We start from the raw sequence: 12,384 nt of genomic DNA, 5'->3' as shown, positions 1-12,384 counted from the left end.
CGCCGCAGCGAAAGGCACAGCCATGAGCATTATTTCCGTCGACACCGAACTACTGCAGCTGAAGTCGGCCAACGTCCAGGCCACCGTGGACCGGATCAGCGCTGACGTGCAGACCATGAAGCGGGGCCTGGATGAGCTGCAGGGCTCATGGCGGGGTTCCGCGGCCACCAACTTCCAGGCACTCGTCACCGAATGGACCATCACGCAGGGCCGCGTGGAAGCGTCGCTGGCGTCCATCAATGCCGCCCTTGCCTCTGCGGCCGCCACCTACGCGCAGGCGGAGCTGGGGAACACGCAGCGGTTCAGCTGATGCGGCGTCTCACGTGAGGGCGCGGCCCCTCCGCCAGCACAGCCCCCTGCTGGTACTCCGGTTCTAGGCCTCCGGGGTTCCCTGGTGGAACCTCAGCCGCCACCGGCCGCTGTCCAGGACCCACAGCGAGCTGCGGAGCGTCGTGCCGGACCGGGCGAAGCTTCGGTACGTCAGCAGGACCGCGCTGGTGCCGATGCGGTCTGCACCCAGGATTTCAATGTCGGTCCGCTCGCCGGGGTCCTCCTCGAGGGCCATCATCATGGCGTCCCGGGTCCAGACCCTTCCCGAGCTGCCGATCTCCATGAAGTCCGGGTGCAGAAGGACCGCGGTCCGGCCAATGTCCCCCCGCACCAGCGGCCCCAGGAGTTCGCGTTCGAGTTCCTCCACCAGCGCCTCGGGCGGGATGGAGCCGGCCCGCTGCGTTGCCTCGGCCACTTCAAGGGCTTCATCGTCCAGTTCGCTGAACAGGTCCAGTTCATCGAAGGCCGGCACGGGCTCGGGGACGGATCTGCGCTGGTTGGCCCCACCTGCGGGTACACCCGTGCTGGGTGCTGCCGGGCGTGCCGCTGCCCCGCCTGCTGCACCCGGGCGCGCTGATTCCCGGGGTACTGCCGGCGTTTGGGCGGGGGCAGTACCCGGGATGTCCAGGGTGGCCGGCGGGAGGCCCACACCGGAGGGGGCCTGCGCGTGCAGGGCAGGCTCGCGGCCGTTCTGGCCGCGTGAAAGGTCGTGCTGTGCACCCGGGTGGTGTCCGCCGGGGAACCCCGGGCCGGAACGTGCGGCCACGCCCTGCTGGTAAGCCGTGGCCGCGGCCCTGGCCCGCTCGTCGGCGGCCTCATTGAGGTCGTGCCCGGCGTGGCCCTTGACCCACTCGAAGGTGTAGGTACGGCCGGCCAGTTCGCGATCGAGTTCCTTCAGCAGTTCCATGTTCAGGACAGGCTTTCCGTCAGCCTTGCGCCAGCCCTTCCGCTTCCATCCCGGCATCCACTTGGTGATGGAGTTGATGACGTACTGGCTGTCACACAAGATGCGCAGGTCCTCCCCGGGGAGGTGCGCAGTGGCGCGCAAAAGGTCAAGGACAGCCATCAGCTCCCCCTGGTTGTTGGTCCCGTGCGGCCAGCCACCGGCCCGCCAGCAATCGTCATTCACATACCAGGCCCATCCCGCCGGGCCAGGGTTTCCCAAGGCCGAACCGTCAGCCGCTGCAGTAATCGTCACCAACCCATCCTGCCAGAAGCAGCCGGCAATGGGTTGCGGCCGCCTTACTGCAGCCCATTTTGCTGGGGCTGCCGCGGCCTCGGGCTGCGCGTCCCACGCCGGCAGCCTTACGCGCGCAATTTTCGGAAAACGCTTACCGAAAAGCCTTGACGGGGATGTAGACCACGCGAAAGAATCGCACCATAACTCGAGAAAACGGTTTCTGAGGCGCAGCTTCTTCAGCTCGCAAAGCTGCCAGAGCGTGACGGAACCAACCGAAAGGAACATCAATGACGATTCCAGTCGTAAGCCGCCGGAGGTTTCAGCTTGGCGCTGCGGCCGTGGCTCTGTCCATCCTGGCCACGGGCTGCGGTGCCGCCGGCGGCTCGGGCGGTTCAGGCGACAACGGTCAGGTGACCCTGCGGTTCGCCTGGTGGGGCAACGAGTACCTGAACGGACAGACAAACAAGGTCATCGCCGCGTTCGAAGCGTCCCACCCAAACATCAAGATCAAGGCCGAGCCGGGCGAATGGTCCAGCTACTGGGACAAGCTGGCAACCAAGACCGCCGCCAACGATGCGCCCGATGTCATCCAGATGGACCAGAAGTACATTGCCGAATACGGGGGCCGCGGGGCGCTGCTGGACCTGTCCAAGCAGAAAGGCATCGACACGTCCAAGCTGGACAAGGAGGCACTCGCCTCAGGCCAGTACGATGGCGCGCAGTACGGACTGAGCACCGGCCAGAACGCCTACGTCATCATGGCCAACACCAAGGTATTCCAGGCGGCAGGCGTTCCGGTTCCCGACGACAAGACGTGGACGTGGAAGGACTTCATGGACACTGCGGCGAAGATCAGCGCCGCAGGCGACGGAAAGAGCTATGGAGCCGCGTACGGCAGCAACGAGGCCGACCTGATCATCTGGCTCCGCCAGCACGGCGAGAACCTGTACTCGGAGGACGGCAAGCTCGACTTCGAGACCGCCACGGCTGCCTCCTTCTGGGAGCGGCTCAAGGAGCAGCGCGATTCAAAGGCCAGCCCGCCGGCAAACGTAGCGACGGAAGACGCAGGAGCGAGCCTTGAGCAGAGCCTCTTCGGCACCAACCGGGTAGGCATGGCCTGGTGGTGGACCAACCAACTGGGTTCGCTGGAAGCCACCACCGGCAGCAACATCAAGATGCTGCGTGCCCCGAGCGTTGACGGCGCCTCGGCCGAAAACGGCATGTACTACAAGCCCACCATGTTCTGGTCCGCTTCCTCCCGCTCCAAGCATGCCCAGCAGGCAGCCGAATTCATCAACTACCTCACCAACAGCCCCGAAGCCGGCGCCATCCTCATGACGGACAGGGGCGTGCCCACCAACAGCGAAATCGTCGCCGGCATTACGCCCTCACTGAAGCCGGCCGACACCACGGTGGTCAACTTCCTGAAGGACATCGCTCCGGATATCAAGGATGCGCCCCCGGTTCCACCAGTGGGTGCGGGCAGCGTCCAGAACGTCATCAAGCGCTACACGGATGAAGTGTTGTATGACCGCCTCACCCCGCAGGCTGCCGCGGAGGCCTTCAAGAAGGAAGTCCAGGGGATGCTGGATTCGGCCCGGAAGTAGAGCCCCGGACGGGCGCTTCCCCAGGCACAAAAAATGCGGCCCCCTCACCAGGAGGGCGCCGCATTTTTTGTTGGCGGGAGGGGTTCCCCGGCCGGGAGGCTTAGAAGCCGCCCATGCCGCCCATACCGCCCATGTCGTCGCCGCCGGCAGGGGCAGCAGCCTTCTCCGGCTTGTCAGCAACCACTGCTTCGGTGGTCAGGAACAGGCCGGCGATGGAAGCTGCGTTCTGCAGGGCAGAGCGGGTCACCTTGACGGGGTCGTTGACGCCGGCAGCCAGCAGGTCGGTGTACTCACCGGTTGCGGCGTTGAGGCCGTGGCCGGCGGGCAGGCCGCGGACCTTGTCGACAACCACACCCGGCTCCATGCCGGCGTTGAAGGCGATCTGCTTCAGCGGCGCGTCGATGGCAACGCGGACGATGTTGGCGCCGGTTGCTTCGTCACCGGACAGCTGAAGGTTGGCGAATGCCTTGGCACCGGCCTGGATCAGGGCCACGCCGCCACCGGCGACGATGCCTTCCTCAACTGCAGCCTTGGCGTTGCGGACTGCGTCCTCGATGCGGTGCTTGCGCTCCTTGAGTTCAACCTCGGTGGCGGCACCGGCCTTGATGACTGCAACGCCGCCGGCCAGCTTGGCCAGGCGCTCCTGCAGCTTCTCGCGGTCGTAGTCGGAGTCGGAGTTCTCGATCTCGGCGCGGATCTGGGACACGCGGCCTGCGATCTGGTCGGCGTCGCCGGCACCTTCGACGATGGTGGTCTCGTCCTTGGTGACGACAACCTTGCGGGCCTGGCCCAGGAGCTCCAGGCCGGCGTTCTCCAGCTTGAGGCCAACCTCTTCGGAGATGACCTGGCCGCCGGTGAGGACGGCGATATCGGCCAGCTGGGCCTTACGGCGGTCACCGAAGCCCGGGGCCTTGACGGCGACGGACTTGAAGGTGCCGCGGATCTTGTTGACGATCAGGGTGGCCAGTGCCTCGCCCTCGATGTCCTCGGCGATGATCAGCAGCGGCTTGTTGGACTGCATGACCTTTTCCAGGACAGCAACCAGTTCCTTGACGTTGGAGATCTTGGAGTTGACGATCAGGATGTACGGGTCCTCAAGGACCGTTTCCTGGCGCTCTGCGTCGGTGACGAAGTAGGCGGAAATGTAGCCCTTGTCGAAGCGCATGCCTTCGGTGAGCTCGAGCTCCAGGCCGAAGGTGTTGGACTCCTCGACCGTGATGACGCCTTCCTTGCCCACCTTGTCCAGGGCTTCGGCGATGAGGGCACCGATCTCGTCGTCACCGGCGGAGATGGAGGCGGTGGCCGCGATCTCTTCCTTGGTTTCGATTTCCTTGGCGGAGTTCAGCAGTTCGGCGGTGACGGCGTCAACGGCCTTCTCGATGCCGCGCTTGAGGGACAGCGGGTCGGCGCCGGCGGCAACGTTGCGCAGGCCTTCCTTGACCAGTGCCTGGGCCAGGACGGTTGCCGTGGTGGTGCCGTCGCCGGCAACATCGTCAGTCTTCTTGGCAACTTCCTTGACCAGCTCTGCGCCGATCTTCTCGTAGGGATCGTCCAGCTCGATCTCCTTGGCGATGGAAACACCATCGTTGGTGATCGTGGGGGCGCCCCACTTCTTTTCGAGGACGACGTTGCGTCCACGCGGGCCGAGGGTGACCTTAACGGCGTCGGCGAGGGTGTTCAGGCCACGCTCAAGGCCGCGGCGTGCCTCTTCATCAAATGCAATGATCTTGGCCATAACGGCAGTAGTCCTTTCGGGACAGTCGTTAAGAATGAACCTTCGCTGCAGTGCCCGCGACGGACGATCCTTTAACGGCGGCCTCTGTATGCCTCCGCGCAGGGATCTCACTGAAGTGAGGTGTTTCTTTCGCTCCTCGGCCGATGCAGGGCGCCGCCGGCCGGAACCAGGCTTTGCTTTAGCAGTCGGTACGTCAGAGTGCTAACTCAATAATTAGCACTCCCCAGGTTAGAGTGCAAGCGATAAGACGCGCGGACAAGGCGCTGGCCGCAGTGGCTTCGCCCAGGGCGATCAGCCGGAGTGTCCGGCTGTTTCATGCCCGGTGGGGCTGGGGTTGTTGTCCGCCCCATAGGTGAAGACCGAGAAGGCAGCTGTGGTGATGTCCCCGTTGGTGTCGAAGGCAACCGGGCCGGATTCGCCGTCGTAGTTTATGTCCGGGCCGGCGGCGAGGCCGCCAAGGCACTCCTTGTAACTCCGGCAAGGAGCCTGCGGCGTACCCGCCCCGGGGGCAGTTCCGCCCGAGACCGCGATGAGGTTCGCGGCGATGGACCGCCCCGCGTCATCCTGCGCCCGGGCCGCAGCGAGTGCCGCCAACGTCACGGCGTCATAGGTTTCGGCAGCGTAGGAGACGTCCTTCAGGGAGGCGTCCACCGCCAGCAGTTTCCCTTGGAAGGCTGCCGTGGGGAGCTGGCCGGGGACGACGGCGCGGGCGCCTTCGAGGGCCCGCGCCGGCAGACCGGATCCGTAGCGGGCGAAGGCGCCGTCACTGAGGATGAACTTCGAACCGCTGAGGCCGGCGTCGTGGAGCTCTGCCAATGCGCCCTGCGCACCATCCCTGGCCACCAGGACGACGGCGTCCGGAGTGGCTTTCGCAACGGAGCGTGCGGCTTCGGCGGCATCCCCCGGTTTGAAGCCCACCCCGGGCAGGACCTTAAGCCCGGACTGTTGGGCAGCTTCGGTGACCGCGGCGGAGAGGTCCTTGCCGTAGGAACCCTCCTGGTAGAGCACGCTGATGCTGGCGGCCCCGGCGTCCTTTGCGAGCTTGGCCAGCACGGGCCCTTGTGCGACGTCGGCTGCGGCGGTTCGGAAATAGTAGCCTCCGCTGGCGCTCGTCGAGAGGCCGGCAGCAGTGTTGGCCGGGGAGATAAGCGGCACGTGGGCCCGGGACAGGATGTCCACGGCGGCGGTTGCATGGCTGGAGTCCGTGGGCCCGATGGCTATGTCCGCCTTGGCAGCCGCCAGATCCTTGGCCTGGGCTGCAGTGTCCTGGTCCGGGTGCACCGGCAGCAGCTCCACGGGCCGGCCTTTGTGTCCGCCGGCGGCGTTGATGTCCTGGATGGCCGCTTTGGCTGCGGCCAGCTGGGGTGCGTTGAGGAAGGCGTTGTCGCCGGTGTTGTCAAGGATCAAGCCCACCCGCAGAACGCCGTCGCCGGAGGCCTCCGCGGATTCTGTCCTGGCGTTGCCGCCGGTGCCGGCGCAGGCCGTCATGGAAAGGAGGCCTGCCAGGGAAAGGGCGAGTCCTGCCAAGGCACGCGCTGGGGAATGGTGGGGCATCGTCACTGCGCGGGCCGTACGTTTTCCGCCTGGGGGCCCTTTTCGCCCTCGCCGACCTCCAGCTGCACCCGCTGCCCCTCGGCCAGGGCCCGGTAACCCTCCCCCTGGATCGCGGACCAGTGGACAAAAACGTCGTCACCGGAGCCGTCAACGGTGATGAAGCCGTAGCCCTTTTCAGCGTTGAACCATTTCACGGTTCCCAGTGCCATGATGGACAACTCTTTCCGTTGGGGCCCGGCCTCGGGGGCGGGCCGGAGTAGATGGAGGGCTTGCGGCTACCGGTAACCCGGGCCGAGCACCACCACGAGCGGTACCTGGAATTCGGTGCTGTTCACCACAGTGGGGATGTTCAACAGTCCGGCAAGCTCCTGCGCGCTGGCCAGCTGCTGCGGGCCGGCATAGAAGATCACGGAGGACTTCTGCGGGGCGCCGGACCAGTTGCCTACCTGGCCGAGCCGCCAACCGTCAGCCTGGACCGTTCCGCCCACACGGCTGGCCAGTCCTGCGGTGCCGGCAGCGTTGTAAACCGCCACTGCCTGGGTCTTGTCGACGACGGCCTGCTGGGTGGCGGAAGCAGTGGGCTCAGGCTCGCTGCCCTGGGTTGGTACGGCCGAGGCGGACGGCGCCGGGACTGACGCCGGCGCAGACGATGCCTGGGTGGGCGAAGGGGTGGATCCGGTTCCGGCCAGCGGGGCTGATTCAACGGTTGCCGACGCCTGGCTGGCGGTGGTGTTGAAGCCGAGCTTGGGAAGGATCAGGAAGGAGACCAGTCCAATGGCCAGGGCGGCCACGCCCACCGCCAAGATGGGCCACAGCCGTACGCGGGACGGGGCCGAGGCCGTCCGGTGGACACCTTGTCGCGACGCGGTCTCCGGGACCTTGTCGAATTCATCGCGGGCGTATCTGGTCATGGTGGAAGGACATCCTTGTTGATTGCGGCTGTTGTCCCGGCCTGGGGCGTCTAAGCGTCGGATCCCAGGCGCCGGGCAGTGCGTGCACGGTGGCGCGACGTACGTAGTCTACGCAATCTCTTCACCAGCATGGGATCGTGGGCCAGGGCATCCTCGCGGTCGATCAGTGCGTTGAGGAGTTGGTAGTAATGCGTCGCGGAGAGATCGAAGAGTTCGCGGATGGCCTGTTCCTTGGCCCCCGCATACTTCCACCACTGCCGTTCCAGGGCCAGCATCTGCTGTTCGCGCTCGGTAAGCGAGGACTCGCGGAGGGTGAAATCCGCCAGGAGGGACTTCCCTGGATCCTGCTCCGGCAGGTGTTCCCGGGCCGGTTCCGCCACGGCGCACTCCTTCGCTGGTTAGGGTCAATGTCTTACCCCTATGCTACCGGCCGAATAACACGAGTGTCATTTGCGGTGCCTGCAACAATGGAACGATGTTTGAATCGGATGCGCTGTTCGAGCTGCAGCAGGACCCGGCGGAGGCCATCAGCTTTGCGGACCTGGCCCAATTCCCGCTGGCAGAGCTCATGGCTCCGGACTGGGCCGCGGCCCTCCACAGCGTGGAAGGCCAACTCCGGAAGGTGCTCGCATTTTTGGCAGGCGAAGAGGCTTCCGGGCACCAAATCCTCCCACCGCCGTCGAACGTCCTGCGCGCCTTCCGCCAGCCCCTCGCGGGCGTGAAGGTGCTCATCGTCGGGCAGGACCCCTACCCCACGCCGGGACACGCCGTCGGGCTGTCATTCTCCGTTGAGCCGCACGTCCGGCCCCTTCCCCGCAGCCTGGTGAACATCTACCGCGAGCTGGAATCTGACCTGGGCATTCCGCCGCGCGTCCACGGTGACTTGTCGGCATGGACGGAACAGGGCGTGCTGCTCCTGAACCGGGTACTCACGGTCCGGGCTGGGGCGGCGGGTTCCCACCGCGGCAAGGGCTGGGAGGAGATCACGACGGCGGCAGTCACCGCGCTGGCCAACCGCAAGGCTGCGGACGGGTCCAGGATGCCGCTGGTGGCAGTGCTGTGGGGCAAGGAGGCCGAGGGCGTTCGGCCGCTCCTGGCCGGAGCCCCCGCCGTCAGCAGCGCCCACCCCAGTCCGTTGTCTGCCTCGCGCGGGTTCTTTGGCTCCCGGCCGTTCAGCCGCGTCAACCAACTGCTCCGGGAACAGGGTGCGCTGGACGTAACCTGGGAACTGCCGCCGTCGCCCTAGCTTAGGCTTGCCTTATGAGCACTGTCCCTGCCGCCACCAGCGCCACCAAGAAGAGCCGCCCACAGGTCAACCTGAAGGTGCTGCGCAAGGAGCAGCTGTCGCCGCACATGGTCCGGATCGTGGCCGGCGGCGAGGGCTTCAGCGACTTCACCAACAACGGGTTCGTGGACCGGTACGTGAAAATCGTCTTTCCGCAGCCCGGCGTCCAGTACCCCTCTCCCCTTGATCTCTGGGCCATCCGGGAGACCATGCCGCGGGAACAGTGGCCCTTCACGCGCACCTACACGCTGCGCTGGGTTGACCCGGAGGCCCGGGAGCTCGCCATCGACTTTGTAGTCCACGGCGACGAAGGACTGGCAGGTCCTTGGGCGGCCGGGGCCCAGGCCGGTGACCCGCTCACCTTCACCGGTCCCGGCGGCGCCTACAACCCCAACCCGGACGCGGACTGGTACCTGTTTGCCGGTGACGAAGCAGCCCTGCCAGCCATCGCCGCCTGCATTGAGTCACTGCCGGCAGCGGCAACCGGCCTGGCCTTCCTGGAGGTCGGTTCCGAGGCCGACATCCAGTCCATCTCCGCCCCTGCCGGCCTGGCGATCACCTGGCTGCCGCGCAACGGCGTTCCGGCAGGGTCCAGCGATCTGCTGGTGAGGGCCGTGGCCGGGGCCGAGTGGCCGGCAGGCACTGTGGATGTCTTTGCCCACGGCGAGCGCGGGTACATGAAGGCACTGCGCGAGGTGCTCTTCAAGCAGCGGGGCCTGGAGCGCCGGCAGGTGTCCCTTTCGGGGTACTGGGCGCAGGGCCGGGTGGAGGATGTGTTCCAGGCCGAGAAGAAGCTGCCGGTCGGGCAGATTCTGTAGGCCGGATCCAGCCGCGGTGCCGCGTGGGTTAGTGGCGGCACCACCGCGGCTAGCGGCGGCGTGCCCGGCGCCGCTCGTTGCTGGCCAGGCTCCGGGTGAGCGGGCGTGCCAGGACGTCGCCCAGGACGATGCCGCCGGCTGTGCCCAGCACAATGGCACCGGCACTGAGCATGCCTCCGGCGCCGGCCAGGATCTCGGCTTCTTCAACGGTGAGCACGTACATGGAGCGGAAGATCGTGAGGCCCGGCAGCAGGATCAGTGCTGCGGGTACGGCGACCACCAGCTGCGGCGCGCCCATCCGCAGGGCCACCACCCTGGCCAGGAGGCCAATGACGACGGCGGCAATGGCCGGTGAGAACCGGTCGCCAATCCCCAGCAGACCGCAGCCGAGCAGCACCAGGTAACCGGCCACGCCAACGGCCGCCGTGGGCAGCAGCAGCTTCCACGTGGTCTGTTCCGTGACGCCGATGGCCATCACCGCCGCGGCAACGAAGACAACGAGGACCCAGAGATCGTAGGCAGGCGGGAACGTCTGCGTGACGTCGATGCGTTGCAGCCCGGTCAGCTCCCCCACCACGAAGGCAACGGCAATTCCTGCCACGATGGCGCCAAAGGTCAGCAGCGTGGACAGGAACCGTCCTGCCGCCGTCACGGGGAAGCCGTTGATGGCGTCCTGCACAGAGGACACGAGGCGCCCGGTGGGCAGGAGCAGCAGGATGCCGCCCACCACCACGATGGACGGCGATGCGGTTAGCCCGAACTGCCACAGCAGGAGGGCCAGGATGGTGACCACGGAGGAGCAACTGGCGGTGATGAAGAAGTCAGGGACCCGCCAGCGGCCCAGCTGCCTGGCCAGCAGGCTGATGCCGATGTTGGCCACAAACGCGATGATCGAGGACACCGGGCCCCCGCCCAGCACCCCCACGAACACCGCAGCGAAAACACCGAACGCGGCAGTGACCATCCAGCGCGGGTACGGCTTGGGGCTGGTGATGGCCTCGTTGAGCCTGCGGATCGCTTCGTCGCGGCCCACACCGCCGGCCACGATGTCCGTGACCAACTGGTGCACCTTGGCCAGGCCGGCGTAGTTGTTGGTCCAGGAGCGCACCACGCGCAACAGCGCGATGGGGGTCTGGTCCTTGGGCGCGTAGTTGATGCCGACGGACTGGTTGGTGATGTCCACCTCGATGTTCTTCAGCCCCAGGGCGGCCGTAACAGCGATGATGCTGGTTTCCACCTCCAGCGCCCCGGCACCGTAGCGGAACATGGTCTCTGCCAGGTGCAGCGCAAAGTCGAGGGTTTTGCGCGCGGACTGGTCTACGCCGCCCACCTGGATGGTGGGGTTGGCATACGGGCTGCCGGCCAGGCGGTCAACGATGCTCAAGGGGGCCGTAGGCGGATTCTCGCCCTGCACCAAGCGTCGGATCATTCGCCTGGCGGCGGCATCCTGGCGGAGCTGCGCAGGGGTCAGCGGTTGGGTTTTGGGCAGGCCGTCAGTACTAGGCCGGTACCCTGGCTGTTCGGGCCGGTCGTTCATGCCCGCTTCCTCCCTGTGCGCATTGGTTAGTAATGCGCGGTCGCTTGATGATGCGCTGTTTGATAGTGCGCGGTTGGTTGATGGTCAGGCTGCGCGCTTCAGCGGCAGCTTGCCCAGCACGGTGCGGGCAGCTGCAACCGCGGACCGGGCCAGCCGATTGGCGTGGAAGACGGCAGGACGCACCGGCAGGACGAAGTCACCCACCAACTGGACCACTTCCCCACCGAATCCCTTCTTGAATTCGTACCCGCCGTGGCCTTCCTCGTCCTGCCCGGAAATGCCGAAGGTGCCGTAGAAGTTGTAGCGCGGGTATCCCTTCTCCAGCGCGTGCAGCATCATGCCCCAGTAAAGGGAGGTTGCACCGTTGAAGTAGATGTAGTCCTGCACGGTGCCGCCGATGACGCACACTACCTCGTCGCCGTAGCAGACAAAGTGGATGGCGGCCACGGTGGCGGTCCCCACGGAGTCGGGGAACCGTTCGATGTCCTTCAGGCTCCGCTCGTAGCTGTCCACCAGGTCCTGGACCACCTTGAGCCGGTTGGCTTTCTTCTTGCTGCCGGTTTCCTCCACCTCGCGGCGGAGCTCCGCTGCGGTGGCCGATTCCTTGGCCAGGCGCTCTGTGATGGATTTGCGGTAGGCCGGGATGTCGATCTTGGCCATCATCAGCTTGGTGAATTCAGGCGACGTGGTGCGGAGCAGGTGCTCGTAGTAGGCACGTTCACGGTAGACGAAGCCCTTTTCGTCACCGGCGCGGCTCAGGGCGCCGTAGAAATCGTCCAGGGTTTCCAGGGTGGCCTGCTCCAGGAAGACGCCGTTCTTTTCGGCTTTCCGGATGGCTTTCCGGGTCCGGTAGCTGGTGCCCATAATCAGTTCCTCGGCGTCCTGGATGCCCACGAGGTTCTTGATGAACATCCAGTTGACGTTGACGAAGTTCATGTCCAGGCCCTGGTGCTGGAATCCGAGCCGCTCCAGGTCCGCCACCAGCGGGCGGTTGTCCTCGATCTCGGGGTGCTCGGCGCCGTCGGCGTCCCGGGCGATGTACCTGATGTTGGGCGAGATCCGCAGTTCGGCAGCTTTGCGCCCTGCCGCCTGCTTGCGGAGAAGTTCGACGACGGCACCGACCAGGGCCCGGTCTGTGTAGTCCATGAGGGGCCCCTTGGCGCATTCACAGACGGTGTAACCCAGGCGGGTGGTGGTGTAGTTCAGCTTTCCGGCGGCCACAAGCTCGCCGTCGCGCCGGACCCCGAAGAGTTCCACCTTCTGGCCGCGGGCGCGCTGGAAGCGGGCAAAGTCGATCGACTGCAGGAAGCTGTTCTGGGGATGCTTCAGGGCGAAGGCCTCGAAGTCGGCGTCGCTGAGGTTGGCGTATTCAAGCCCGGTAGCGGCGGAAACTGTATTCAAGGGGTGACCTTCTTCTCGACTCTTCG

At 66.1% G+C, this 12,384-nt stretch carries 12 protein-coding genes; 4 read left to right on the top strand and 8 right to left on the bottom strand.

The window, feature by feature from the left end:
• The first annotated feature begins 22 nt into the window (after positions 1-22).
• The gene (locus ACETK3_RS06290) at positions 23-310 is read left to right on the top strand and encodes a WXG100 family type VII secretion target (protein ID WP_236801164.1); all 288 of its coding nucleotides are present in this window, start codon (positions 23-25) and stop codon (positions 308-310) included.
• Positions 311-373: 63 nt separating this feature from the next.
• Here the strand turns inward: ACETK3_RS06290 and ACETK3_RS06285 are convergent, their stop codons facing one another.
• The gene (locus ACETK3_RS06285) at positions 374-1,528 is read right to left on the bottom strand and encodes a ribonuclease HI family protein (protein WP_237429877.1); all 1,155 of its coding nucleotides are present in this window, start codon (positions 1,526-1,528) and stop codon (positions 374-376) included.
• 269 nt (positions 1,529-1,797) lie between these two features.
• Here ACETK3_RS06285 and ACETK3_RS06280 point away from each other — a divergent pair, with 269 nt between their 5' ends.
• Positions 1,798-3,117: an ABC transporter substrate-binding protein gene (locus ACETK3_RS06280; protein WP_237429876.1), complete on the top strand. Its 1,320-nt coding sequence runs from the start codon at positions 1,798-1,800 to the stop codon at positions 3,115-3,117.
• Between the two features lie 100 nt (positions 3,118-3,217).
• On the opposite strand, the gene groL is transcribed toward ACETK3_RS06280, so the two are convergent.
• From groL to ACETK3_RS06255, 5 genes are all read right to left on the bottom strand, one after another.
• Positions 3,218-4,852: a chaperonin GroEL gene (gene groL / locus ACETK3_RS06275; protein ID WP_142131065.1), complete on the bottom strand. Its 1,635-nt coding sequence runs from the start codon at positions 4,850-4,852 to the stop codon at positions 3,218-3,220.
• Between the two features lie 291 nt (positions 4,853-5,143).
• A complete protein-coding gene (locus tag ACETK3_RS06270; protein ID WP_236801161.1) occupies positions 5,144-6,406 on the bottom strand; it encodes an ABC transporter substrate-binding protein in 1,263 nt (420 codons plus the stop codon).
• A gap of 2 nt (positions 6,407-6,408) precedes the next feature.
• Complete coding sequence (locus ACETK3_RS06265; protein ID WP_237429875.1) at positions 6,409-6,615, bottom strand: cold-shock protein; 207 nt, start codon at positions 6,613-6,615, stop codon at positions 6,409-6,411.
• A 66-nt stretch (positions 6,616-6,681) separates the two neighbouring features.
• Positions 6,682-7,317, bottom strand: coding sequence for a LytR C-terminal domain-containing protein (locus tag ACETK3_RS06260; protein ID WP_237429874.1), 636 nt, complete (start codon positions 7,315-7,317; stop codon positions 6,682-6,684).
• A 50-nt stretch (positions 7,318-7,367) separates the two neighbouring features.
• Complete coding sequence (locus ACETK3_RS06255; protein WP_237429873.1) at positions 7,368-7,697, bottom strand: DUF3263 domain-containing protein; 330 nt, start codon at positions 7,695-7,697, stop codon at positions 7,368-7,370.
• A 95-nt stretch (positions 7,698-7,792) separates the two neighbouring features.
• Between ACETK3_RS06255 and ACETK3_RS06250 the strand changes: the two genes are divergently transcribed.
• Complete coding sequence (locus ACETK3_RS06250) at positions 7,793-8,563, top strand: uracil-DNA glycosylase (protein ID WP_236801156.1); 771 nt, start codon at positions 7,793-7,795, stop codon at positions 8,561-8,563.
• A 14-nt stretch (positions 8,564-8,577) separates the two neighbouring features.
• Positions 8,578-9,420, top strand: coding sequence for a siderophore-interacting protein (locus ACETK3_RS06245; RefSeq protein ID WP_236801155.1), 843 nt, complete (start codon positions 8,578-8,580; stop codon positions 9,418-9,420).
• 49 nt (positions 9,421-9,469) lie between these two features.
• Here the strand turns inward: ACETK3_RS06245 and ACETK3_RS06240 are convergent, their stop codons facing one another.
• Both ACETK3_RS06240 and ACETK3_RS06235 read right to left on the bottom strand, forming a co-directional pair.
• Positions 9,470-10,957, bottom strand: coding sequence for a threonine/serine exporter ThrE family protein (locus ACETK3_RS06240; RefSeq protein ID WP_237429872.1), 1,488 nt, complete (start codon positions 10,955-10,957; stop codon positions 9,470-9,472).
• Positions 10,958-11,041: 84 nt separating this feature from the next.
• The gene (locus ACETK3_RS06235) at positions 11,042-12,358 is read right to left on the bottom strand and encodes a peptidoglycan bridge formation glycyltransferase FemA/FemB family protein (protein ID WP_237429871.1); all 1,317 of its coding nucleotides are present in this window, start codon (positions 12,356-12,358) and stop codon (positions 11,042-11,044) included.
• Positions 12,359-12,384: the final 26 nt, after the last annotated feature.

The organism is Arthrobacter sp. E44 (assembly GCF_041877125.1).
GTDB lineage: Bacteria > Actinomycetota > Actinomycetes > Actinomycetales > Micrococcaceae > Arthrobacter.
The sequence above is the reverse complement of the archived record's forward strand: the minus strand, read 5'-3'. Positions and strand labels throughout refer to the sequence as shown.

Bases quoted from the DNA above. Each gene is read 5' to 3' on its own strand.
- ACETK3_RS06250 (WP_236801156.1), top strand. From the start codon at position 7,793: ATGTTTGAATCGGATGCGCTGTTCGAGCTGCAGCAGGACCCGGCGGAG.
- ACETK3_RS06265 (WP_237429875.1), bottom strand. From the start codon at position 6,615: ATGGCACTGGGAACCGTGAAATGGTTCAACGCTGAAAAGGGCTACGGC.
- ACETK3_RS06270 (WP_236801161.1), bottom strand. From the start codon at position 6,406: ATGCCCCACCATTCCCCAGCGCGTGCCTTGGCAGGACTCGCCCTTTCC.
- ACETK3_RS06290 (WP_236801164.1), top strand. From the start codon at position 23: ATGAGCATTATTTCCGTCGACACCGAACTACTGCAGCTGAAGTCGGCC.
- ACETK3_RS06245 (WP_236801155.1), top strand. From the start codon at position 8,578: ATGAGCACTGTCCCTGCCGCCACCAGCGCCACCAAGAAGAGCCGCCCA.
- ACETK3_RS06260 (WP_237429874.1), bottom strand. From the start codon at position 7,317: ATGACCAGATACGCCCGCGATGAATTCGACAAGGTCCCGGAGACCGCG.
- ACETK3_RS06240 (WP_237429872.1), bottom strand. From the start codon at position 10,957: ATGAACGACCGGCCCGAACAGCCAGGGTACCGGCCTAGTACTGACGGC.
- ACETK3_RS06280 (WP_237429876.1), top strand. From the start codon at position 1,798: ATGACGATTCCAGTCGTAAGCCGCCGGAGGTTTCAGCTTGGCGCTGCG.
- groL (WP_142131065.1), bottom strand. From the start codon at position 4,852: ATGGCCAAGATCATTGCATTTGATGAAGAGGCACGCCGCGGCCTTGAG.